We start from the raw sequence: 23,725 nt of genomic DNA on the forward strand, positions 1-23,725 counted from the left end.
GATCCGCGAATGGGCTTGCCTCGTTCGTGGATTGTTCTATTTCCGGCGCATGCTCGATATGCCGCCGGACTCCTGCACCGACGAACCCGGATCGCCTCCCGATGCGGTGATGTGTGCTGCCGATGTGGCGCGCGGCGTCATTCGGATGTTGCTGCGCCACGACCTCACCGCGATGACCGAAGTGCCGCTCGACGGCGGGCGTCGCGCCGACCTGATGGCGGTGGATGCGCGCGGGCAGATCGTGATCGTCGAGATCAAGGTGTCGCGGGCCGACCTGCTCGGCGACGGGAAGTGGCCGGACTATCTCGGGCATTGCGACCGGTATTTCTGGGCGGTTCCGGCCGGGTTCGACGTCGGGCCGCTGAATGGGCCTGCGTTCCTGCCGGAGCGGACGGGGATCATCGTTGCGGACCGCTATGACGCGGCGATCGTGCGGGAGGCGCATACCGTGCCGCTGCCGGCGCATGTGCGCAAGCGGTGTACGCTGGCGTTTGCGCGACGCGCTGCGCGGCGGCTGATCGCGCAGATGGACCCGGATGCGGATGGGCTGGCGTTCTGAAGGTAAGCACCGGCTATTCTTCCCCCCTCCCTGGAAGGGAGGGGCCGGGGGTGGGTTGGTTTCCGTATGATGCAGCGGTCGCGCCACAAGCTGGCCTACCCACCCCCAACCCCTCCCTTTCAGGGAGGGGGGAAGGTGCGTTGCTAGCTTCATTACTCTCTTACGAAGTTTAGAACTTCGGACCCGACACCGCTTTCCGAACCTTCTTCGGCGCATCTTCCAGCAGCTTGCTCACGATCGGATTGCGTCCGTCCTGCTTGGCATAGGCGCGCGCGGACATGCCGGCGATGATATCGGCCTGGTCCGGATCGGCGTTCTCGGCCAGCAACACCCGGATCATGCCCACATCACGGCGCTGCACCGCGCGGATCAGCGGCGTTTCGCCCGCCGAGTTCGCCAGGTTCGGGTTCGCCCCCGCCGCGGTCAGGATCGGGATCATGCCCGTCTGTCCCAGCGTCACCGCGAGCAGCAGCGGCGTGTTGCCCTTGCCGTCGCGCAAGTTCGCATCCGCACCCTTTTGCAGCAGGAACCGCAGATACACCTCGTCGCTGCGCTTGATGACGATGTGCAGCGCGCCTTCGCCGCTGGTCACGTCGCGCGTGTTGATGATGTTGCTGCCGGGCTTGCCGAGCATCTCCAGCACCTCGTTGTTCTTCGCATCGCGCACCGCGGACAGGAACTTGTAGCCCTCCGACTGGCCCTGCGCGAACGCGGGTGCCGCGACGCAGGCGAGCGCAGGCGTCAGGAGGGTAGCGGCGAGCATCAGGCGGATACGCATCGAGAGACTTCCTTGGTTCGTCCTGGATATCGGGTGACGCTTGCGCCGCAGTAGCGAACAGATCAAGGCTGGCGGCACCATGACCCTCCGTTTCCTCCTCTGCGCGCTCGCGCTGCCCGCCTTGGCGCTGTCGGCGTGCAACTCGTCCCAGCCCCCCGCCAAGCCGCCGCTCGAAGGCGCCCGGATCGGCGGCGCCTTCACGCTGACCGACCAGAACGGGCAGACCGTCACCGAGCGCGCGTTCGCGGGCAAATACCGGATCATGTATTTCGGCTACACCTTCTGTCCCGATGTGTGTCCGACGGATGTCCAGGCGATCGGCGCCGCGGTGAAAAAGCTCGAGGTGAGCGATCCCGCGATCGGCGCGAAGATCGTGCCGGTGTTCGTGACGGTCGACCCGGCGCGCGATACGCCTGCGGTGCTCAAGCAGTTCGTCTCGGCGTTCCACCCGCGCATGGTCGGACTGACCGGCACCGACGACCAGATCGCCAAGATCAAGACCGAATACGCCGTCTATTCGAGCAAGGGCGACGCATCGCCCGGCGCCGGTCCGAGCGGGGGCTACCTCGTAAACCACTCGCGCCAGGCCTATCTGATGGATCCGGACGGCAAGCCCCTCGCTTTGCTGCCACAGGAACAAGGGCCCGACGCAGTGGTGACGGAAATCAAGCGCTGGGCCCGGTGAGCGCGCGCTTCTGGGAAGATACGCCGATCGACCAGCTCGACCGCGGCCAATGGGAAGCCTTGTGCGACGGCTGCGGCAAATGCTGCATCCACAAGCTCGAGGACGAGGATACCGGCGAGCTGGTCGCGACCAACGTCTCGTGCCGCCTGCTCGACCGGCGCAGCGGGCAATGCTCCGATTACCGCCATCGCCATGCCTATGTGCCCGAGTGTGTGCGGCTGACGACCGGCAACGTCCGCGGGATCGACTGGCTGCCCTCGACCTGCGCGTACCGCCTGCGCGCGGCCGGCGAGCAATTGCCCGAATGGCATTACCTGGTCTGCGGCGACCGTGAAGCCGTCCACCGCGCCAAGCAATCGGTCCGCGGCTGGACAATCAGCGAGGACGAGGCCGGCGAGCTAGAATATCACGTGATCGACCGCGAGCTCTGACCCGGTGATAGCCCGATGATCGAGGGCCTGGAGATTGTCCGTCACCCGCGAGCACGCCGCGCGCGTCTGTCGATCGACCCCGCGAGTGGCCGGGCAAGGCTTGTCCTCCCCAAGCGCGCCGCGTTGAAGCAGGCGCTGGCATGGGCCGAGGACAAGGCCGGCTGGATCGCCGAACAGCGCGCGCTGCTCCCCCAGCCGCGCCCGTTCGTGCCGGGCGCTGTCATCACCGTCGCCGACGAACCGCTGACGATCGAGTGGACTCCGGGCAGCCGCCGCACCGTGATACGCGAAGGCTCGGTCCTGTCATTGTCAGGGCCCCCCGAAACCATCGCGCGTCGCGTCGAGGCATGGTTGAAACGCACCGCGCTCGCCGTGCTGGAGACCGAAACCGCCGAATACGCCACCAAGGCCAAGGTCAGCGTCGCTCAGGTCGCGGTCGGCGATGCGAAAGGCCGCTGGGGCAGTTGCGCATCGAGCGGCATCATCCGCTACAGCTGGCGGCTGATCCTCGCGCCGAGCTGGGTCCGCCGCGCCACCGTCGCGCACGAAGTCGCTCACCGCGTCCATATGAACCACGCGCCGGTCTTTCACGCGCTGGTCGAGCAACTCTACGGCGAAGACCCGACGCCCGCGCGCGTCTGGCTACGCACGCATGGTGCGGGGCTTCACTGGTTCGGACGCTCGTCCTGATAGCGACGATCCTGACTGCGGTCATCCTGGTATCGGCCGTCCCGGTACCGGTCATCCTGATACCGATCGCGGGGCACGTCGCGGGTTAGCGGCTGGCGTCCCGCTGGTTGCTCCTGTCGCGGCTGGTTGCGGCCGATGACGCGGTCGATCCAATCCTGGTTCATCTGCTGTGGCGGCGGAGCCGGTGCCGCTTCGGGCTGGTCCGCATCGGGACGCGGGATCGTGTCGCCGGTCTGCGCGTCGGTCGGCACCGGCGGCTGGCTCGGATCGATCGGATTGCCGTCCGCGTCGACCGCCATCTGGCCATTGTCGGGCTGGCCGAAATAGCTCTCCTCGTCGGGCTCGAGCTGCCACTCCGGCAGGGTCACCTTCGTATCGAACTGCTCGATCGGTCGGTTCGCGGTCGCGGGCTTCATGAACGCCGCCCACGCACGCGCAGGTGCGGTGCCACCGTGAAGGCCGGCGATCGGCTTGGCATCGTCGCGGCCCATCCACACGCCGGTCGTGATCCCGCTCGAGAAGCCGAGGAACCACCCATCCTTCGACGAACTGGTCGTCCCCGTCTTGCCCGCGACCGGGCGGCCGATCTGCGCCGCGCGACCAGTGCCGGTGTTGACCGCGGTCTGCAACAGGTCGGTCATCTCGGCGGCGACGTATGGCGCGACGAGCACATGGCTGCGGTCGACCTCATGCGTGTAGATCGTCTGGCCGTTCGCGGTCACGCGCGTGATCCCGTAGGGCGTGACGGCGACCCCCTTGCTGGCGACGGAGGCGAATGCGCGCGTCATGTCGATCACGCGGACCTCGGACGTGCCCAGCACCATCGACGGGTGCGTATTGACCGGCGTCGTGATGCCGAACCGCCGCGCCATGTCGGCGACCGTGTTGAAGCCGACCTCCTGCCCCAGTTTCGCGGCGATGGTGTTGAGCGAATAGGCGAACGCGGTCCGCAACGAGACCGCGCCGGAGTTGCGCCGGGAATCGTTGCGCGGGCTCCAGCCGTTGATCGTCACCGGCTCGTCGACGATCGAATCCTCGGGCTTATGCCCTGCCTCCAGTGCGGCGAGGTACACGAACAGCTTGAACGACGATCCGGGCTGGCGGACCGCCTGCGTCGCGCGATTGTAGATCGACGAGACGTAATCCTTGCCGCCGACCATCGCGCGCACTTCGCCGCCACGGTCGAGCGCCACCAGCGCGCCTTGTGCGCCCGGCGGGGCATTGGCGCGGATCGCCTCGTCGGCCTGGCGCTGCATGTTGAGGTCGAGCGTGGTCCAGACCTCGAGCGGCTCGGTCGTCTCGTCGATCAGCGTCTCAAGCTGTGGGATCGCCCAGTCGGTGAAATACCGGACACTGTTCTGCTTCGGCTCGGGCGCGAGTTTCAGCCCGGACACGTCGGCGTCGGCCGCCTCGGATGCGGAGATCACGCCGGTTTCCCGCATCGTCTCAAGCACGACACCCGCGCGACCCATCGCGGCCTCTGCGTCGGCGGTCGGCGAATAGTTGGACGGTGCCTTGACGAGGCCGGCGATGACGGCCGCTTCGGCAAGGCTCAGATGGTCCGCGCCGTGGCCGAAGAACTTCCGGCTCGCCGCGTCGATCCCGTACGCGCCGCCGCCATAATAGACCTTGTTCAGATAGAGTTCGAGAATCTGGTCCTTAGAAAACTTCCATTCGAGCGCGAACGCCAGGATGCCCTCGCGAAATTTACGGCCGAACTTCTTCTGGTTGTTGAGGAAGACGGTCCGCGCGAGCTGCTGCGTGATCGTCGAGCCGCCTTGCGTCCAGTGACCGCGATCGAACCGCACCTTCACCGAACGCGCGATGCCGACCGGATCGATACCGATATGCGAGCGGAAGCGGCGATCCTCGACCGAGACGGTCGCATCGCGCATGACCCGCGGGATCTGTGTATAGGGCAGCCACTCGCCGAAGCTCGGCCCCATCGACACGATCACGGTGCCGTCAGCGGCATGGACGCGGATCATCTGGCCGTTGGGCGACGACTTCAGGCTGTCGAAACTCGGCAGCTGCGACATCGCGATATAGACCGCGATCGCCAGCGCACCGAGCGCGAGAACGCCGATCCCGACGCAAAGCTGAAGGAACACGACCAGCCGCCGCCGCCAGCGTGACGCCGGGGGAGTTGGGGACCGACGGGACGGGGAAGCAGAACGCGTACGAGCCATGTGGCCGCAGAATTACGCGCGATGCCCCCGCCCTACAAGCGACATCAGGCCGCGACGTTCGCTTTGCGCGGTCGGAATTCGAGCGAGAGCGAATTCATGCAATAGCGTTGCCCGGTCGGTGGCGGACCGTCGGGGAAGACGTGACCCATATGGCTGTCGCATCGTGCGCACCGCGTCTCGATGCGGGTCATGCCGTGGCTGCGATCGGCGTGGTCGGTGACTGCGTCCGGGCCGATCGGCTGGGTGAAGCTCGGCCAGCCCGAGCCGGAATCATATTTGTCCGCGCTGTCGAACAGCTCGTTGCTACACGCCGCGCACCGATAGATGCCGTCGGCCTTGTTGTCGGTCAGGACGCCCGCGAAGGCGCGCTCGGTGCCGGCTTCGCGGAGCACGTGATATTGTTCGGGGGTTAGCCGCTTGCGCCATTCGGCCTCGGAAAGATTGAGCTGTTCCATGGACATGCATCTCGTGCTGGCGGGGCGGTTTTCAAGGCTGCCCCATTCTGGTTGCGTTCGCGATGACCTGGATCAGTGCCGGGCGCATGAACGGGAGCAACCACGCGGCGCGTTCGCTTTCGGCGATATGGCGGACGATGCCGGCGATACCGATCGGGCGGGCGAGGCGGCGGGCGAAGTCGACCTGCCACTGCGCGGCGGAGGCGGGGCCGCCGAGGACATACGCGTTGGCAGCCGCGACGCCGCTGGCGAGCGCGATGCCCATCCCTTCGCCGGCGAGCGAGGGGATGACGCCGGCCTGGTCGCCGAGCCGGAAGATCGCGTCGACGCCGGTGCGTTGGCGCCAGCCGTAAGGGACGTTGGCGATCGCATCGATCGACGCGTTCGGTTCGATCCGCGCGACCCATTCGCCGAGCGCGGGCATCTCTCGACCCAGCGCTTCGAGCAATTGCGCAGGGGAGCCTGCCGCCTGGAGCCGCGAGCGATGGACCGCCATGCACAGGTTCGCGGTGCCGTCCTCCTGCATCGCCAGCCCGGCATAGCCACGGTCGAACAGGTGAAGCTCGATGCCACCGGCGAGTGATTTGCCTAGCGCAGGCGAGGGGACGATCCGCACGCGTATCCCCAGGGTCGGGTCGTCGCCGCGTGCATCCTCGGGGCGCGCCATGCCGCGTACGTCGTGCTTGCCGCTCGCGAGGAACAGCGCATCGGCCGCGATCGTTGCGCCGTCCGCGAGCCGTGCGCTCGTCCCGTCGATCTCGCGCACGGTGACGCCGCGTTCGACTGGCGTTCCCAGCCGTTCGGCCTCCGCCAACAGCACGGTATCGAGCCGACGACGCGACACCGAGACCGCCGGATGGGGCAGGGCGGCCTCCGCACGGCGATTCCCCGCGAAAATACGGGCCCGCGTCACGCGGTCGGGGTTCAACGTGCCGGGATCGATCCCGAGTCCGTCGAGCGTTTCCAGCGTCCGCCAGCTGAGGAACCCGCCGCAGATCGCGTCGCCGGTCTCGCGCGATCGTTCGACGAGCAGATGCGGCAGGCCAGCGCGCGCGAGACCGATCGCGGTCGCGGCCCCGGCGAGCCCGCCGCCGACGATCAGCGCAGGCGTTCGACGCATAACCGGAACGGAAAGACGCGGCGGACCTTCGCCTGGGTGATGCCGGCCTCGGCGAGCAGCGGTGGCCACTCGTCGGGACGATAGCTGCGCGCGATCGACAGCGTCCCGTCATGTCTCACGATCGGGTGCCAGCGCGCGATCGTCGCGAGGACCGGAAATCCCCAATGCGCGAAGCCGTGGCGGTGGAGGTCGTTGACGAACCACGCCGCGTTCGCGTGGTGCTCCATGAAGCGCAGGAACGCGATCAGCTGGTCGTGGCTCATGTGATGCGCGACGAGGCTGCTGACGATCACGTCCCACGGCTCGCCGGCAAGGTCGGCATAGTCACCCGTGACGTAGCGGATGTCGCCGCCATGAGCCCGCGCCGCCTGTTCGCTGCGCGGGTTGAGGTCGACCCCGACCAGCTCCGCCTCGATACCCTTCGCCTTAGCCCAGCGTGCGATCCGCCGCAGCATGTCGCCATCGCCAAACCCCACGTCGAGCAACCGGAAGCTCTTTCGCCCTGCGGTCGCTCGCGTGAGGAAATCCAGCGTCGGGCGGCGCGCCATCGTCACCGTGTTGACCTTCGCGAGATCGCCGACCACGTCCGCATAGGTCGCCGCGTCGAGGTCGTCGGCGTCCATCAGCTCGTCGGCCTGGCTGCGGACCGCGAGGCTCATGCCGCGCTCCGGAATCCGAAGCCCTCCGCCGCGAGGCCAGGCCCGAACGCCAGCGCCACGCCGTGCGCAACCGGCGGCCCGGCCAGCAACCGCTCGAGCACGAACATCAACGTCGCCGACGACATGTTGCCGTTGTCCGCGAGAACCTGCCGCGATGCCGCCAGTGCTTCAGGGTTCAGGTGCATCGCATGCTCGACCGCATCGAGGATCGATCGCCCACCTGCATGGACCGCCCATCCGTCGATCGATTCCGGTGGCTGTCCGGCACTGACGATCGCGCGGAAGTCCTCGTCGGATAGCGCAGTCGCGATCCGCCCCGGCACCTCACCCGACAAGTGCATCGCAAAGCCCGCATCGGTGACGTCCCAGCGGATCAGTTGCTCGCTATCCGGCAACGACGCGGCGAACGGCGCTTCGAGCGCGAACCCGGTCGCATCGGCCGTCACCAGCGCAGCGGCGGCGCCATCGCCGAACTGCAGCATCGCCAGCAGCGCCTCGATGTCGTTTGCCGGTTGCAGGTGCAGCGTGGAAAGCTCGACCGTCACCACCAGCACGCGCGCGTCAGGCTCGGACCGGACGATATGCCTAGCACTCCGCAACGCGACGATCGCGGCGTAACACCCCATGAAACCGATCAGCAGCCGCTCGACGCTCGACGCGAGCCCAAGCCTGCGCGCGATGATTTGGTCGATGCCGGGCGCGACGAAGCCGGTGCAGCTCGCGACCACGAGATGCGTGATGCCCTCCACCGCGACCTTCGCGCGCAACGCCTCGATCGCGCGGATCGCGAGGTCGGGTGCATGCTCGGCATAAAGAACCATCCGCGCGCTCGTCCCCGGATGGGGTTCCGCCGCGTAGAAACCGGCATCGTCGACCGGGGACCCGCCCTCCGCGGTAGGTGGCAACACGGACCAGCGGTGGCCGATACCCGATCGCGATGCCATCCGGTCGAACACGCGCTCGCCCCGCGCATCGACGCGCCCTCGCGCCCACGCGATGAACGCCGCGTGGATATCATGACCGGGAACGGCGGACCCTACGGCATTGAGATAAGCGGACACGATACCCTTTCGCCTGCGATCGATGCCCAACGCATGGCACGTTCAATCGGACTAGGGGAGTTCGATGTTGGTCGGTTGCCGATAGCAATTGGCCTGAAGGCTCCGTCTGATGTCGCGAGATTTCCTCGTCGCGGTCGGCGTCGGTGTAGCGGCACGCGCGGCGACTTAACCGAATTGAGGACCAATATAGAACTGAATTGAGTTCGTCACCGACACATCAAATTCAATCCGGATATATTAACATAGAATAGGTTTGAATAACCGACTTAAATGTAGTGTTGTCGGGTTGTGCCCATTTCCGCGATCAATAACTGGAAATACGAGACCGAGCATTTATCGTTCAATCCGATCGTCAGGGTGTCTCAGCCTGGGTTTGAGATGGCCGGCGGTAACGTGCGATAGCGGCGACAAAGCTGCAGGCACCGCACCTTCCGGTCGCGTAACGAGTATCAATGGGCAACGGGGAGCCTTTCGTGAAGAACGAGACAGTCGTGGACTTGATTAAGGATCTGACTGCCAAACTTTCGGCGGTGGCCGAAGAGTTCAACGGAAGGGTTGCGAAAGCCGCCGAACCGGTGTTGCCAAGCGAGGAGCCCAACGAGGCAGCGCTCGTGGATCACGCGAATGTGGTACTCGCGGAACGGCGTATGCGGCGACAGTTCCTGCCAGCCGAACTGTTTCACGAGCCGGCATGGGACATGCTTCTCGCGCTGTTCGCGGCGCGTGACGACCGGATGCCGATGAACATCAAGGCGCTCGTCAGCATGTCCGACGCGCCGGTCACCACATCGCAGCGCTGGATCGAGCATCTCCACAAGCTGAAACTGATCGATCGCGTCATCGACCCGACCGATCGGCGGCGGGTCGAGATTTCGCTGAGCCATGCCGGCGATCAACAGATGAAAGCCTATCTGCGCGCGCTTCTTCGCCGCTGAGCGAAAAGTTGAGGATGGAAGCTAACACTTCAACCACTATGACAGTTGATTAGGCCAGCAACAGTAAATAACCTCAATCTGGCGCTGATGAGAGGTCGATACCGGTCGGAACGGATGTTGTCCGATTAACTATCTTAGTTTTAGAATCTACCCCCGTTTTGATTTCGTAGTATTTGATTAAGCCGAATCGAACACGGTGCCCCGGTCAAAGGGTGGGGCACACATTGATTCGTCGGATTTCATCGAGTGGGGTGAGTATTAGATCGCGTCCGCGCGTCTTGGCGGGTCCGCGCTTGATGACGTGTGTCCTCGTCGGCGCGCTATCCCAGCCTGGTCTTGCGCAAACTCCCGTGACCGGCACGTCGGCCGGCACCCCGATCGTCAATACGGCCGGTTTGCAGTACGATATCGGCGGTACGGCCCGGTCGACGAATTCGAACACCGTCACGATCATCGTCGCCGAACGGCTCGACGTGGCGCTCGTCCGTGACGGGCAGGGTGCGGTCGTCGTCACGTCTCGGCCGGTCGCAATACCCTTCACGCTGACCAATCTGAACAATGGCGCCGAAGCGTTCGCGATCGCGGCGACCCTGTCGTCCGGCGCGGTCGTGTTGCGCGCGCTGGTCATCGATACCGACGGCGACGGCCTATACGATCCTGCAGAGGACATTGCGCCGGTCGACGGCACGACGCCGCTGCTGGCACCCGGCCAGTCGATCAAGCTGCTCGCGATCCTGGTCGCCACCGCGGAGGGCGCCGCGAACGCCGCGCTGACCGTTACCGCGCGCTCGACGACCGGATCGGGTGCGAACGGCAGCGTCTATCCCGGCGCAGGCGATGGCGGCGGCGATGCGGTCGTCGGCATGACCGGCGCGATCGCCAGCGTTGCAGTCCCGCTCGGCACGGCCCCCGCCGGCCCCGTATTGCTCAAGAGGCAGTCGGTACGCGCCGCCGACGGCTCGCAGAACGCGGTCCGCGACTCGATCATAACCTATTCGCTCGAGGCGCGCTTCACCGACGCCGTCACCGGCGCGCGGATTGCCGATCCGATCCCCGCAGGCACCGTCTTCGTCCCCGGCAGCCTCGTGCTCGACGGCGTGCCGCTCAGCGATGGCGCGGACGCCGACGCCGGACGCTTCGACCCGAACGCCGCACCGGGCGCCGGCATCACGGTCGCGCTCGGCCGGGTTGCCGCCGGGTCCGTCCACACAGTCCAGTTCAAAGCCAAGATCCAATGAGGAGCCAAGCCATGATTACGCGTCCAATGATTGCCGCCGTTCTGGCCACCACCGCGGCGGTCGCATCCGCGGCGGCCGGTCCGTTGCAGGTCACCAGCAGCATCATGGTCGAGGCGCGCAGTGCCGCGCCCGACGGCACCACGCGGGTGACTCTGGTGAAGCCGTCGCGGGTGACGCCGGGCGACAAGGTCATCTTCATCCTGGCCTATCGCAACACCGGTGCGCAGCCGCTGGCGAACGTCGTGCTCGACAACCCGTTGCCGCGCCAGATCGCCTATCGATCGGCCAATCCCGGCTCGCCCGCGCCCGACGTGTCGGTCGACGGCAAGACTTTCGGTTCGCTTGCCACCCTCCGCGTCCGCAGCCCCGACGGCAGCACGCGCGCGGCGAGCCCCAACGATGTCACCAGCGTCCGGTGGCGCCTCGCGAGCCCGCTAGCGGCCGGTTCGCAGGGCCAGTTCGCGTTCCAGGCGGTCCTCAAATGAGACCGTCATTCCGCCTTTACACCTGACCGACCCAACATAGGAAGACCAAGATAATGTACGCAAAAGGGGTAATACGCACGCTGATGGCCGGAACGGCCGCTGTCGTGTCGTTCGGAACCGCATCGGCACAGACCGCGCCGCCACCCGCCGGCACCACTGCCGGCACGACGATCACCAACACCGCGCTGGCGAGCTACACCGTCAACGGCGTGGAACAGACTGCCGAGTCGAACGCCGCGTCGTTCGTCGTCGATCTGAAGGCCAACCTGACCGTAGCGCCACTGGCTGGAAACACGCCTGTCGCGATCGGAGAGGCCGACGCGGTGTTGAAGTTCACCGTCACCAACAACACCAACGGAACCCAGGACTTCATCCTGTCGTCCGTACAAAGCCTCATCGGCGGTATCTTCACAGGGGATAACTTCGACGTCGGCAACATACGGATCATCGTCGATTCGGATGGCAACAACACGTATACCAGTGCCGATACCGCGACCTACATCAACGAACTCCCGGCGGACCAGACCAGGACCGTCTTCATCGTTGCGAACGTGCCTGCAGACCAGGCGGCGTCGCTCGCCACCGTCACGCTGGTGGCGCAGATCGCTGCGGGCGGCGACGTGGCGGGGGTGGGCGATGCGCTGGTATCGAACGGTCTTGCCGCCAACCGTGACGGCGTGGTCGACGTGGTCTTTGCCGACAATGATTCGGGCTTCGGCGACCTCGCGTTCAACGGATACGGCCGTGCGACGCTCGCGTACGAGATCACGACCCGCAACGTGGAGCTCTCGATCGCGAAATCGTCGACGGTCATCTCCGACCCGGTCAACGACATCGGGTTTCCGAAGGCCATTCCCGGTGCGATCGTGCGCTATTGCCTGATCGTGAGAAACGCGACGACGCTGACCCCGGCGCGCAACGTCAACCTGACCGATCTCATTCCCGCCAATACGACGTATGAAGCCAACTCGATCACGGTCGGCGGCATCGGGCTCGGCAACGAGTGCGTGCTGGACGGTCTCCCGCTGAGCGACGCCGGTGGGACGGTATTGCCGTTGAGCGGCATCACCGGATCGTACGACGCGACTGCCCGGAAGGTGAGTGTGACGATCCCGACGGTGACCTCGCTGCTGCCGGTCGCCGCCAGCTTCCGCGTGAAGATCAACTAAACCCGCCCCTCGCGATCCCCGTCCCTCGATAAGGAACGACCGATCCCGGCGCGTGTCGCGACGCGCGCCGAGAGACGACCCTTGATGTCCAGCCTCCGCCGCCTTTCGCGCCTTTTTGCGCTGGTTCTGACGATCCTGTTCGGGCTCGTGATCGGCTGCCTGCCGGTCGCGGCGCAGACTGGTGGCCAAACGCGTATCCAGAACACCGCGACACTGTCGTTCGACGATGTGGGCAGCGATTCGGGCGTTCGCACCGTGACCTCGAACATGGTTTTGCTCGACGTGAACCGCGCCAAGCGTCCCACGACGCTGACGTTTCGCCTGCCGCCGCCAAATTTCGCGATGACCGGCGCGGCGTGCCAGACCGCGCCAACGCTTCTCTTCACGCCGGCGCCGATCGACGCCGCGACCTATGCCGCGTCGTCCCCGATCGCGACCATCGACATCTATGCCGACATGATCCTGGTCCTCGACAACCAGGCCGGCAACCGCGATCCCGACGTGCGCGAAACCGCGATCATCGCGGTCGAGGTCGGCACCATCCAGACCACGCTGACGCTGACCGAGACGGCGGTCGCCAGCGGCATCTTCGCCGGCGGCATCCCCGCGGTCGCGACCGGCAAGCATCCCGAACTCGCCGCCTGCGACATCCGCAACCAGCGCGGCGCGGCGATCACGCTGAGTTTTGCCGAGGACGGCTACAGCCTGTCCTCGACGGCATCGCTGTTGATCGACCCGGCCGGCTACACCTTCGATTCGCGCACCGGCGCGTTGGTCGATGGCACCGTCATGTCGCTGGTCGACGAGACCGGACAGCCCGCAACGGTATTCGGCGACGATGGCACGAGCCGCTATCCCTCCACCGTCGTCACCGGCGAAGCCGTCACCGACGCCAGCGGCCGCGTCTATCCGGGCGAGACGGGGCGATATCGTTTTCCGCTGACCGCGCCCGGCCGGTATTTCCTGAAGGTCGCGCCACCCGGCACCTATACCGCGCCATCGACCGTCGACCGCGCGACGCTGGCCGCGCTGAAGGACCCGCAGGGGCGGCCCTATATCCTCAACGACACGAGTTTCGGCGCATCGCTGACGCTGTCGACGCCCGAGCCGTTCGCTGCCGACATTCCGCTCGACAGCCCCGGCGCGGGGGCTCTGCTGCTGACCAAGACGGCGTCGGTGCGTGAGGCGTCGCCGGGGGATTTCGTCCAGTATCTGTTGCGCATCACCAACCGCGACACGGTTCCGGCGCGGGGGCTCCACGTCGCCGATACGTTGCCCAGGGGACTGCGCTACGAACGCAATTCCGCGCGGGGCGGCGAAGAGCCGACCGTGTCGAGCGACGGCCGAACGCTCGATTTCGCGATACCGTTGCTCGCTGCCGGCGCTTCGACCGAGCTGAAATACGTCGTCAGCATCGCCCCCGGTGCACCCACAGGTGAAGCGCTCAACCGCGCGCGCGTCGTCGGGCAGGGAACCGTCACCAGCAACGAGGCCGCGGCATCGGTCCGCCTGCGTCCGTTGCTGTTTACCGATGCGATGACGATCATCGGCCGCGTCACCGAGGGCAATTGTGGCGATCCGGTCGACAAGCGCAAGGGCGTGGCCGGGATCCGCCTGTTGATGGAGGACGGCACGTTCGTCGCCACCGATCGCGACGGACTGTATCATTTCGAGGGCGTTCGCGCCGGGCGTCATGTCGTCCAGATCGACACGTCGAGCATTCCCGCGACGCATGCGCCGGTCGCCTGCGACATCGACACGCGCCAGGCGAACAGTGCGATCTCGCGCTTCGTCGAGGGAGACGGCGGCCTGCTCAAGCGCGTCGATTTCCAGCTCAAGCCGACGGGCAAGGCCAAGGCTGCGGACGCCGCACTGCCGATCACGGTCCTCGACGACGCCACCGCCGCGGGCAGCCGCGACTGGCTCGCCAGCGGCCAGACCGCCGGCGTAGACTGGCTGTTCCCGCTCGCCGACCATAACCCGCGCGCTCCGGTCGTTCGCGCCGTCATCAAGCATCTGCCCGGGCAGCGTGTTGCGCTCACGATCAACGGCAAGCAGGTCGAACCGCTCGCGTTCGACGGCACCGATACCCGCGACGGCACCGATATCGCAGTCTCGCGCTGGACCGGCATCCCATTGATCGACGGCGATAATCGTCTCCAGGCCCGCGTGCTTGCCGCCGATGGCAGCGTCGTGAAGACGCTCGACCGGGTCGTGCATTATGCGGGCCTCCCGGTCCGCGCGGTGTTCGATGCCGCCAACAGCCGGCTGGTTGCGGATGGGCTCACCCGCCCGCTGATCGCGGTGCGCGTGACCGACAAGGCCGGCCGGCCGGTGCGGGCAGGGACGATCGTACCGTTCGTGGTCGATCAGCCCTACATCGCCGCCGTCGAAGTCGCGCTCGAACAGAGCCGCCAGCTCGCCGGTCGCGAGCGCTCGTCGACGACCGCGCTGGTGGTGGGCGATGACGGGCTTGCCTTCCTCGCGCTCCAGCCGACCACCCAGGCGGGTGCGGTCCGCGTCGCGGTTTCGCTGACCGAGGAAAAGGTCGTGCACACCAACGAAATTCGGGCCTGGCTCGCCGCGTCCGCCAAGGACTGGGTCGTGGTCGGTTTCGGCGCGGGCTCGCTCGGCTATGACATGCTCAGCAAGCGCCAGTCGGGCCTGCCGCGCTCGGAGCGGGGCAGCGTCGTCACCGATGGCCAGCTCGCCTTCTATGCCAAGGGTCGCGTCAAGGGTTCGTGGCTGGCGACGATCGCCTATGACAGCGACCGCAAATACGATCCCGACCGCGGCCTGCTCGGGACGATCGACCCCGATCGCTATTACACCGTGTACGGCGACGGTTCGCGCCAGGGCTACGACGCGGCGACCCGGCGGAAGCTGTACCTGCGGCTCGAACGTCGCGAATTCTACGCGCTGTTCGGCGATTTCGAGACCGGGTTCACCGATACCCAGCTGACCCGCTACAACCGGACGCTCAACGGCGTGAAGACCGCGTACGAAGGCAAGCGCGTGCGGGCGACCGGGTTCGCGGCGCATACCGACACGCTGTATTCGCGCGACGAGATCCAGGGCAACGGGTTGAGTGGTCCGTACCGCCTGTCGGGGCGCAACATCGTGCCGAACAGCGACAAGCTGCGGCTCGAGACGCGCGATCGCTTCCGTTCGGAACTGATCGTATCGACCACGCAACTGACGCGTCACATCGACTACGACATCGACACGTCGATGGGCACGGTGCGGTTCCGCAACCCCGTCCTGAGTCGCGACAGCAACCTCAACCCGACCTTCATCGTCGCCGATTACGAGGTCGAGAGCGGCCGATCCGCCAAGCTGGCCGCTGCCGCGCGCGTCGCGACCAAGCTGGTCAAGGCGCGCGTCGAAGTCGGTGCGGCGATGATCCGCGACGAGACCAACGGTGATGCCACCGTGCTCGGTGCGGACATCAAGGCGCGCGTCACCGCCAACACCGAAGTCCGTGGTGAATTCGCCAAAGGCGGGCGCGGCGGATTGGGGCAGGGGCTCGCCTATCTCGCGGAGATCGACCACCACGGCGCAAAGCTCGACCTGCTTGCCTATGCCCGCCAGCAGGATACCGCGTTCGGGGTCGGTCAGCAGAATTTGGTCGAGGCGGGGACGCGCAAGTTCGGGCTCGACGGCCGGGTTCGCCTGACCGATCGGCTGAGCCTGACGGGTGTGGTGTGGCACCAGCAACAGCTCGACAGCGCGGGCACGCGGACCGCCGCCGACGCCCGGATCGAATACCGTCGCGAATCGGGTACGATCTTCGTCGGTGGACAATATGCGGCCGACCGCGGCATCGACGGCAAGCCCCGTGACAGCCGTCTCCTGACGGTCGGCGGCACGCAACTTCTGTTCGACAGCAAGCTGAGCGTCACCTTGCAGACCCAGTTCGCGCCGGGTGGGCAAAGCGACAGCGTCGACTTCCCGATCCGCCACCAGATCCAGCTTGCCTACCGGATCACGCCGGGCATCCGCCTGATCGGCGGCTACGAGATCGCGAACGGCGATGGCTATGTCGCGCATACCAAGCAGGTGGGCTTCGACGTCGCGCCGTGGACCGGTGCCAAGCTGATGAGCACGCTGAACCAACAGGCGATGGGAGAAGACGGCGGGCGGACCTACGCGCAATATGGTCTCAGCCAGTCGGTGCCGATCGGCAAGAACTGGACCATCGACGGTACGCTCGATGCGAGCAATACGGTGAAGGGCGAGATCCCGAAAGGCGCGGTGGTCAATCCGTTCCAGCCGGTCACGTCGGGTGGCTATGTCGGGCAGGACCAGACCAACGGCGATTACGCGGCTGCCACGATCGGCGCGACTTATCGCCAGACCTTGTGGTCCGTGAACGGGCGGCTCGAATACCGCAACGCCGACAGCGGCGATCGCTGGGGGATCACGACCAACTTCCTCCGCACGCTGGGGCAGGGCAAGACCCTGGCGTCGAGCATCAAGGCATACACGATCAGGGACCGGACCGGCGCGGTGGCGACCTATGCCACCGCCGACATGGCGCTCGCCTTCCGTCCGCTCGACAGCCGCTGGTCGGTGCTCGAACGGCTCGAACTGCGGTACGAGAGCGCGGATGCGGGGTTCTCGGACTCCAATTCGCTCGGCGTGCCCGCCTATGGCGGCGGCGACCAGGTGACGTCGCGGATCATCAACAACCTCGCCGTGAACTATCGCACCGGCCCGGAAGGGCTCGGCCATGGCACCGAGGCGACGCTGTATTACGGCGCGAAATACGTCGCGGGGCGGTTCGCTGACGACACCTATGACGGGTATATCGACGTCACCGGGTTCGAACTGCGCCAGGATGTCGGCACGCGGTTCGATATCGGCGTGAGCGGTTCGGTGCAGCACGCCTGGTCGCGCGCCGCCTGGTCGTGGAGCGGTGGGCCGTCGGTCGGCGTGTCGCCCGCGCAGAATACGTGGATCAGCGCCGGCTACAACGTGTCCGGCTACCGCGACCGCGATTTCGAGGACGACCGCTACACGCGTCAGGGGCCGTACGTCACGATGCGGCTGAAGTTCGACCAGACGACGCTTGGCCCCGCGCTCGGTGGCGCAACGCGCGCGCTGTTCGCCGGGCGGCGATAATTACGGGGAGAGACAGGAATGCCGATACCGAGCCAGCCCACACCTATGCCGCAGCCACGCGACTTCACCGACCATGGTCCGTGCGCCGAGGATTTGGCACGAGCGTTCGCGATGCAGGACGCTGCGACGAGCGAGGCGTTAATCGAGACGCTGGCGACTCAGGCGATCCGGCAATGGCGGCTCGACGACGCGACGTTCTGGCAGCGGGTGAAGTTCCAGGCGCGGATGATTCGGGCACAGATGGGGTCGGGTCAGCGGGGAAGCGCTGAGCGGTAACTACAGCTTCCCCCCCCTCCCTGGAAGGGAGGGGCCGGGGGTGGGTCGGCTTCCGCATAATCCGGACTGGCGTGGCACGAGCGGGCCGACCCACCCCCAACCCCTCCCTTCCAGGGAGGGGAGCGCGTTACCCTCGGGCTAGACCGCGCGACCCAGACGCCCGCCTATTTCTCGTCGGTGGTCAGCTTCACCTTGTTGGGCAGCTTCTTCCCCTTGGTTCGGCGCGAAGGCAGCTGGACCGGGTTCTTCTTCTTCCACTGCGCAAACGTCATCGGGCCCTCGGGCGTGTCGATGATCGTGTCGTCGATCGAACTCATGCAATGCCTCCGCCACGCCCAACGCACGGCAGCGCAAGGGGGACCCTCGAAGGGGGTGTATACTCTATCGGGGAAAATGGTGCGGCCAAGAAGACTCGAACTTCCACGGGCTTTCGCCCACAACGACCTCAACGTTGCGCGTCTACCAGTTCCGCCATGGCCGCCCATGAAACATCACCGGGCGGACCCGGCATCTGGTAGGCGAGCGCCACTAGCAAGGCTTTCCGCATCGCGCAACGGCCTTTGCGAAAAACCGTTCGTCCGGTACCGCAAACGATGCCTACGCCCTTTCTCTCGACCGATATGAAAGCCGAAACGCGTCGCGTTCTCGCGCTCGCATGGCCAGTGATGCTGACCAGCCTCAACTGGACGATCCTCCACGTCACCGACGTGATCGTCGTCGGCCTCGTCGGCGCGCACGAGGTCGCTGCGCTGGGGGCGAGCCGCTCGCTGACGTTCATCGCGATCGTCACGGGGCTCGCGTGGCTGTCGGGCGTGCTGGTCCATACCGCGCGTGCCGACGGGGCGGGGGATTTGCCGCGTACCGGACAGGTGCTGCGCGAAGGTCTCGTGCTGGGATTGCTGCTCGGGCTTGTCGTAGGCGTCGTCATGTTCGTGTCCGCAGACGCCATGCTCGCCGGGATCGGTGTCGCGCCCGCGCTGGTCGATCCGGCCGGACAGGTCGTGCGCGTCATGGCCTTCACCTATCCGCCGCAGCTGATGATCGTCGCCGCCAGCTTCTTCCTGGAGGGCGTCAGCCGACCGCGGCGCGTCGCGGTGGTCAACCTGTCGATCTTGCCGCTGAACGCCGTGCTCGCCTGGGCGATGTCGGGCGGGCACCTCGGGCTACCGGCGATGGGCGCGGTCGGGGCGGCGACGGCGACCGCGATCGCGTCGGGGCTCGGAGCGGTCGGGATGATCACCGCCGCATTGACCCTCCCGCGAGCGAAGGAGCGGGGCGTTCGGCGAATCGATCTCGCGGCATGGCGCGGCGTGCCCGCCGGGATCGCGGCACTGGCGGTGTTCGGTATCGTCCCCGCGGTCGCGTCAGGACTCGAGCTGGCCGGCTTCTCGATCCTCATCGCGCTGTCGACGCAGTTCGGCGACGATGTCGCGCACGCGTTCCAGATCGTGTTCTCGGTCCACAACGTCACGTTCGCGCTGGCGCTCGGGCTTGGGTCGGCCTGTGGCGTCCGCGTGGGCAATGCGGTGGGCGAGGGGGATCCGAAAGCGGGTATCTCTCGCACCTTGATCGCAACCGGGCTGTCGATGCTCGCGCTGGGGGTGTGCGGGATCGTCCTGATCGTCGCGCGCGGGCCGATCGTCGCCCCGTTCCCCTCCGATACCGCGACGCACGCGGCCGCGCTGGCGATGCTGCCGGTATGGGCACCGTTCATCCTGTTCGACGGCGCGCAGGTGGTGCTGGTCTATGCGCTCCGCTCGCTAGGCGATCAGGTCGTTGCGGGCGTGAACAGCATCGCCGCGTATTTTATCGTTACCGGCGGCGCGGGCTGGTGGATGGTCCACGCCGGGGTGGGACCGATGGCGCTGGTCTATGCCTCCGGGCTCGGGATGCTGACCGCGGCCCTATTGCACGGCGCACGGTTCTGGCTCGTGAGCCGGCGTTTGCGACGCGCCTAGCGGGTCGCCTCGCCGGCAAAGCTCAGTTCGAGGCGCTTCGAATTCGCAGGCACGTTCAGCGTCGCGGAGTTGAAGTTGATCGCACCGCCGGGTGCCAGGGTCCGCTGTTGCGGCGTGATCGTCCAGCTATACACCAGCCGCCCCTGCGCATCGCGGAGTTCGGCGCGGATGTCCGGCACACGCTGGCGCTGATCGGACGGGTTGGTGACCTGGCCGCTAACCGCGAACAGTTCCGAGCCGTTATCCAGCTCGCGCCGCTCGATCGGGTTGTCGCGCAGCCGCAACGGCGTCTCGTCGCTGCCGATCCCGAGACCGAGGTTCGCCGCGACACCCGGGGCGCCGAGATACACGATCGCCCCGGCCGCGATCAGCATCAACAGCCCGGCAAGCACCGCGACGATCGTCCAGCGGCGGCTCGTATTACGACGCAGGCGAGCCGGCAAATTCTGGGTCGGTGGCGGTGCCGGCGGGACGAACGTGGGTGCAACGACCGCAGGCTCGGGCGTGGTCGGCGCGGCAGGGGCGAACGGCGCGAACCGTTCGACCGGCTCCGTGACCGGCGCTCGCGCTGGTGGGGCAATCGGGGGGCTCGCCAGCGGGGCTAGCGGTGGTGGCGCAGGTGCGAGCGGGGTCGAGTCAGGCGTCTCCAGCGCGTCCTCGACTTCGGGTGCGGCGGCCTGGAACCAGCTATGCTTGCAGTTGGCGCAACGCACGGTGCGGCCGTCGGTCCCGATCGCGCTGTCGGGGACCAGATAGCGCGTGCTGCACTCGGGACATTGGAGGATCATGGATACGCTTCACCAGCGGTCACCGGAGCGCGACCGTTCTTGGCCGCGAATAAGCACGCGGCCCGCATATGTGGCAAGCTTGAAGCGGCCCGCGCTTTCATGCGAAAGCGCCGATACGGGCATTGGCACGGGCATCAAGCGGGCGAGAGCGGGCGCAACCACGTCATGGCGAATATCGTCCAATTCGAAAATGTCGGGCTTCGCTACGGCACCGAGTCAGACTCCGGGCCCGGCGCCGGACCGGAGACGCTGTCGGACGTCAGCTTCACCCTGCGCAGCGGTGCGTTCTATTTCCTGACCGGCGCAAGCGGTGCGGGGAAGACCTCGCTGCTCAGGCTTCTCTATCTCGCGCAACGGCCGACGCGCGGCGTGATCCGGCTGTTCGGCGAGGATACGGTGGTCCTCTCGCGCGACCGGTTGCCCGGCTTTCGTCGACGGATCGGCGTGGTGTTCCAGGATTTCCGGCTCGTGCCGCATCTGTCGACCTGGGACAATATCGCGCTGCCGTTGCGGGTTGCCGGCATGCCCGAGGCGGACATCGAGCAGCCGGTGCGCGAGATGCTTGCCTGGGTCGGATTGACCGAGCGTGCCGATGCGCGGCCGGCGACTCTGTCAGGTGGCGAGCAACAGCGCGTCGCGATCGCCCGCGCCGTCATCGGCCGCCCCGAAATCCTGGTCGCGGACGAGCCGACCGGCAACGTCGATCCCGACATGGCCGAGCGGTTGCTGCATCTGTTCGAATCGCTCAACAAGTTGGGAACGACAGTCGTGGTCGCGACGCACGACCTTCACCTGCTCGGGCGGATACCCAGTGCGCAGATGATGCGGCTCGATCGCGGACGATTGCTCGATCCGACCGGCTCGCTCCGCTATCCACCGACGCGGCCCGAATGATAGGTCGCGCCTCCAAAGCGCGGTCTTCGGCCGAACGGCGCGTGCTCGACGAAGCGGGTGGATTGCGCGCGATGACGTGGGTGATGGCGATCATGCTGTTCCTGACGATGCTCGCCGCCGCCTTGGGACTGGCGACGGCGGGCGCGGCGCGATTGCTCGATCGGCAATTGGTGGGGCGGTTGACGGTGCAGATCGTCGATGGCGATCCGGTGCGCCGCGATGCGGTTGCAGCGCGCGTGCTTGCTGCATTGCGGACGATGCCTGCGGTGGCGACGGCGACGCCGGTCGATCGCGCCGAACTCACGCGACTGCTGCAGCCCTGGCTGGGGTCCGACGGCGCCGACCCGCAACTGCCTGTGCCGGCGATGATTGATGTCGACCTTGCCGACCACGATGAGGCGGCGGCGGCGCGTGTCGCGACCAGTGTCCGCCGTGTGAGCCCGATCGTCCGCGTCGATCGCCACGAAAGCTGGATGTCGCCGGTCAACGACGTGATGCGCTCGCTGACGTTCCTCGCGCTGGCGCTGGTCCTGCTGATGGCGAGCGCGACCGCCGCGGTCGTCGTGCTCGCCGCGCGCGCGGGGCTTGAGACGCACCGCGAGACGATCGCGGTGATGCACATGCTCGGCTCGACCGACCTCCAGATCTCGCGGCTGTTCCAGCGGCGGATCGCGCTCGATGCGACGGTCGGCGGCGTCGGCGGCGGCATCGCGGCGTTGCTGGTGATCGCGTTCATCGGTAACAGGTTGCACGGATTGGGTTCGGAACTGCTTGGCGGCGTTACGCTCGGTGGGATCGATTGGGTGATGCTCGCGCTGCTGCCGATCGCCTTCGTCGTGCTCGCGACGCTCGCCGCTCGCATGACGATCGTCCGCGCGCTGAGGCATATCCTGTGATCGTGCGGTTCCTCGGCATCCTGGGTCTCGCCTGGGCATTCGGGTTCGCGGTTTTCATGCTGCTGCTGCCCAAGCCGCTCGACGGCTTCACTTCGGATGCGATCGTCGTGCCCACCGGTGGGGCAGGGCGGATCGACCGGGGCATCGCGCTGCTCCGCGACCATCAGGCGAAGCGGATGCTCGTGACGGGCGTCGCGCCGGGGGTGCGGCCGATCGATCTTGCGCTGGAGTATCGCACGTCGCCGGCGTTGTTCGCGTGCTGCATCGATCTGGGTGCGGACGCGGTCGATACGCGGTCCAATGCGGAGGAAACCGCGCAGTGGGTGCGCGTGCACAAATATCGATCGGTGCGGCTGGTGACGTCGGACTGGCACGTGGCGCGTGCCCGGATGGAGCTGTCGGCGGCGCTCGACAAGAATGTCGTGATCCTCGGCGACGGGGTGCCGGGTACGCCGCGGCTCGGAACCTTGGTCAACGAATACAACAAGTTGATCCTTCGCCGGATCGCATTGTGGATTGGATTTGGCGGATGATTTGGTTGCGCAACTGGGCGTTCATGCTCGTTTTCTACACGATCTCGGTGCCGATCGTGGTGACGGTGCCGATCTCGGCACTGTTCGGATCGCGCGCGGTAATCGTGCATTCGACGATCTGGACTCGCTTCCACCGCTGGTGCGCGCGGTGGATCCTAGGCGTGCATATCCGGATCGAAGGGACGCGGCCGACCGAGCCGGCCTTCTACGCCTGCAAGCATCAGGCTATGTTCGAGACGCTCGAATTGCAGGGGTTGCTCGACGGCCCGGCGATCGTGTTGAAGCGTGAGCTGGCGGATATCCCGGCCTGGGGTTGGGCGGCGCGGCGCTACGGTGCGATCGTGGTCGACCGAGAGGCGTCGGCGACCGCGATGCGCAACATGATGCGCGAAGCGAGCGCAGCCAAGGCGACGGGCCGCTCGATCCTGATCTTTCCCGAGGGGACGCGCGTTTTGCCCGGGGAACATCCGCGATTGAAGCCGGGGTTTGCCGGGCTCTATCGAGCGCTGAAGATGCCGACGGTGCCGATCGCCTGCGACAGTGGGCTGGTGTGGCCAAAGAAAGGTCCGAAGCTGCCGGGGGTGATTACGTTCCGGTTCGGCGAGGTGGTGCCGCCGGGCTTGCCGCGTGAAGAGGCGGAGCAGCGTGTCCATGCGGCGATGAACGCGCTGGATTAGGTCAAGCAGTCCTCCACCCCGGCGGAGGCCGGGGCCCAATTGGGGGACGTCAATGATGTGCGTTGCGAACCGTTACTCCAGCCTACCCAATTGGGCCCCGGCCTCCGCCGGGGTGGTAGCGTTTG

General features: G+C 66.6%; 23 protein-coding genes and 1 tRNA gene. 15 read left to right on the top strand and 9 right to left on the bottom strand.

Annotated elements, in window-relative coordinates:
* Positions 1-49: 49 nt before the first annotated feature.
* A complete protein-coding gene (locus U1708_RS09560) occupies positions 50-559 on the top strand; it encodes an MmcB family DNA repair protein (protein WP_332745032.1) in 510 nt (169 codons plus the stop codon).
* A gap of 169 nt (positions 560-728) precedes the next feature.
* Here the strand turns inward: U1708_RS09560 and U1708_RS09565 are convergent, their stop codons facing one another.
* Positions 729-1,337 (bottom strand): ankyrin repeat domain-containing protein, encoded by a 609-nt coding sequence (locus tag U1708_RS09565; protein WP_332745034.1) that lies wholly within the window; start codon positions 1,335-1,337, stop codon positions 729-731.
* 79 nt (positions 1,338-1,416) lie between these two features.
* Between U1708_RS09565 and U1708_RS09570 the strand changes: the two genes are divergently transcribed.
* Genes U1708_RS09570 through U1708_RS09580 form a run of 3 tightly spaced genes read left to right on the top strand, consistent with a single transcriptional unit; the run spans position 1,417 to position 3,143 of the window.
* Positions 1,417-2,022 carry an SCO family protein gene (locus U1708_RS09570; RefSeq protein ID WP_332745036.1) on the top strand — a complete coding sequence of 202 codons (606 nt, stop codon included), beginning with the start codon at positions 1,417-1,419 and terminating at the stop codon, positions 2,020-2,022.
* Positions 2,019-2,453 (top strand): YcgN family cysteine cluster protein, encoded by a 435-nt coding sequence (locus U1708_RS09575; RefSeq protein WP_133020171.1) that lies wholly within the window; start codon positions 2,019-2,021, stop codon positions 2,451-2,453. Before U1708_RS09570 ends, U1708_RS09575 begins: the two co-directional genes overlap by 4 nt.
* Before the next feature lie 15 nt (positions 2,454-2,468).
* On the top strand, positions 2,469-3,143 hold the full coding sequence (locus U1708_RS09580; protein ID WP_332745038.1) for a M48 family metallopeptidase: 675 nt from the start codon (positions 2,469-2,471) through the stop codon (positions 3,141-3,143).
* On the opposite strand, the gene U1708_RS09585 is transcribed toward U1708_RS09580, so the two are convergent.
* The 5 genes from U1708_RS09585 to U1708_RS09605 are packed head-to-tail and all read right to left on the bottom strand — an operon-like array spanning position 3,119 to position 8,627.
* Positions 3,119-5,332, bottom strand: a complete 2,214-nt coding sequence (locus U1708_RS09585; protein ID WP_443030029.1) for a transglycosylase domain-containing protein — start codon at positions 5,330-5,332, stop codon at positions 3,119-3,121. The two genes, U1708_RS09580 and U1708_RS09585, sit on opposite strands and share 25 nt — an antisense overlap.
* 44 nt (positions 5,333-5,376) lie before the next feature.
* The gene (gene msrB, locus U1708_RS09590; RefSeq protein WP_332745040.1) at positions 5,377-5,787 is read right to left on the bottom strand and encodes a peptide-methionine (R)-S-oxide reductase MsrB; all 411 of its coding nucleotides are present in this window, start codon (positions 5,785-5,787) and stop codon (positions 5,377-5,379) included.
* Between the two features lie 31 nt (positions 5,788-5,818).
* Positions 5,819-6,907: an NAD(P)/FAD-dependent oxidoreductase gene (locus tag U1708_RS09595; protein ID WP_332745042.1), complete on the bottom strand. Its 1,089-nt coding sequence runs from the start codon at positions 6,905-6,907 to the stop codon at positions 5,819-5,821.
* Complete coding sequence (locus tag U1708_RS09600) at positions 6,886-7,566, bottom strand: methyltransferase domain-containing protein (protein WP_332745044.1); 681 nt, start codon at positions 7,564-7,566, stop codon at positions 6,886-6,888. The genes U1708_RS09595 and U1708_RS09600 overlap by 22 nt, the downstream gene beginning before the upstream one ends.
* Positions 7,563-8,627, bottom strand: a complete 1,065-nt coding sequence (locus tag U1708_RS09605; protein ID WP_332745047.1) for a type III polyketide synthase — start codon at positions 8,625-8,627, stop codon at positions 7,563-7,565. Before U1708_RS09605 ends, U1708_RS09600 begins: the two co-directional genes overlap by 4 nt.
* A gap of 473 nt (positions 8,628-9,100) precedes the next feature.
* Between U1708_RS09605 and U1708_RS09610 the strand changes: the two genes are divergently transcribed.
* From U1708_RS09610 to U1708_RS09635, 6 genes are all read left to right on the top strand, one after another.
* Positions 9,101-9,562: a winged helix DNA-binding protein gene (locus U1708_RS09610; RefSeq protein ID WP_332745049.1), complete on the top strand. Its 462-nt coding sequence runs from the start codon at positions 9,101-9,103 to the stop codon at positions 9,560-9,562.
* 350 nt (positions 9,563-9,912) lie between these two features.
* On the top strand, positions 9,913-10,800 hold the full coding sequence (locus tag U1708_RS09615) for a hypothetical protein (RefSeq protein WP_332745051.1): 888 nt from the start codon (positions 9,913-9,915) through the stop codon (positions 10,798-10,800).
* Between the two features lie 11 nt (positions 10,801-10,811).
* Positions 10,812-11,285 (top strand): hypothetical protein, encoded by a 474-nt coding sequence (locus U1708_RS09620; protein WP_332745053.1) that lies wholly within the window; start codon positions 10,812-10,814, stop codon positions 11,283-11,285.
* An 83-nt stretch (positions 11,286-11,368) separates the two neighbouring features.
* A complete protein-coding gene (locus tag U1708_RS09625) occupies positions 11,369-12,454 on the top strand; it encodes a hypothetical protein (protein ID WP_332745055.1) in 1,086 nt (361 codons plus the stop codon).
* An 84-nt stretch (positions 12,455-12,538) separates the two neighbouring features.
* Positions 12,539-17,578: a hypothetical protein gene (locus tag U1708_RS09630; protein ID WP_332745171.1), complete on the top strand. Its 5,040-nt coding sequence runs from the start codon at positions 12,539-12,541 to the stop codon at positions 17,576-17,578.
* A gap of 18 nt (positions 17,579-17,596) precedes the next feature.
* A complete protein-coding gene (locus U1708_RS09635) occupies positions 17,597-17,854 on the top strand; it encodes a hypothetical protein (RefSeq protein WP_332745057.1) in 258 nt (85 codons plus the stop codon).
* Positions 17,855-18,018: 164 nt separating this feature from the next.
* On the opposite strand, the gene U1708_RS09640 is transcribed toward U1708_RS09635, so the two are convergent.
* Both U1708_RS09640 and U1708_RS09645 read right to left on the bottom strand, forming a co-directional pair.
* Complete coding sequence (locus U1708_RS09640) at positions 18,019-18,171, bottom strand: hypothetical protein (RefSeq protein ID WP_165886441.1); 153 nt, start codon at positions 18,169-18,171, stop codon at positions 18,019-18,021.
* A gap of 77 nt (positions 18,172-18,248) precedes the next feature.
* Positions 18,249-18,335, bottom strand: a tRNA-Leu gene (locus U1708_RS09645).
* 139 nt (positions 18,336-18,474) lie between these two features.
* Here U1708_RS09645 and U1708_RS09650 point away from each other — a divergent pair.
* Positions 18,475-19,812 (top strand): MATE family efflux transporter, encoded by a 1,338-nt coding sequence (locus tag U1708_RS09650; protein ID WP_332745060.1) that lies wholly within the window; start codon positions 18,475-18,477, stop codon positions 19,810-19,812.
* Here the strand turns inward: U1708_RS09650 and U1708_RS09655 are convergent.
* A complete protein-coding gene (locus U1708_RS09655; protein ID WP_332745061.1) occupies positions 19,809-20,600 on the bottom strand; it encodes a DUF3426 domain-containing protein in 792 nt (263 codons plus the stop codon). The genes U1708_RS09650 and U1708_RS09655 overlap by 4 nt on opposite strands.
* Positions 20,601-20,765: 165 nt before the next feature.
* On the opposite strand from U1708_RS09655, the gene ftsE reads away from it, so the two are divergent.
* Genes ftsE through U1708_RS09675 form a run of 4 tightly spaced genes read left to right on the top strand, consistent with a single transcriptional unit; the run spans position 20,766 to position 23,600 of the window.
* Positions 20,766-21,494 (top strand): cell division ATP-binding protein FtsE, encoded by a 729-nt coding sequence (ftsE, locus tag U1708_RS09660; RefSeq protein ID WP_332745173.1) that lies wholly within the window; start codon positions 20,766-20,768, stop codon positions 21,492-21,494.
* Positions 21,491-22,390, top strand: a complete 900-nt coding sequence (locus U1708_RS09665) for a cell division protein FtsX (RefSeq protein ID WP_332745063.1) — start codon at positions 21,491-21,493, stop codon at positions 22,388-22,390. The genes ftsE and U1708_RS09665 overlap by 4 nt, the downstream gene beginning before the upstream one ends.
* Positions 22,387-22,923: a YdcF family protein gene (locus U1708_RS09670; protein ID WP_332745065.1), complete on the top strand. Its 537-nt coding sequence runs from the start codon at positions 22,387-22,389 to the stop codon at positions 22,921-22,923. The genes U1708_RS09665 and U1708_RS09670 overlap by 4 nt, the downstream gene beginning before the upstream one ends.
* Entirely contained in the window at positions 22,920-23,600 is a 681-nt protein-coding gene (locus tag U1708_RS09675; protein ID WP_332745067.1) for a lysophospholipid acyltransferase family protein, read from the top strand. The genes U1708_RS09670 and U1708_RS09675 overlap by 4 nt, the downstream gene beginning before the upstream one ends.
* Positions 23,601-23,725 lie beyond the last annotated feature (125 nt).

This window comes from Sphingomonas arabinosi, assembly GCF_036663715.1.
In the GTDB taxonomy this organism is placed as follows: Bacteria; Pseudomonadota; Alphaproteobacteria; order Sphingomonadales; family Sphingomonadaceae; genus Sphingomonas.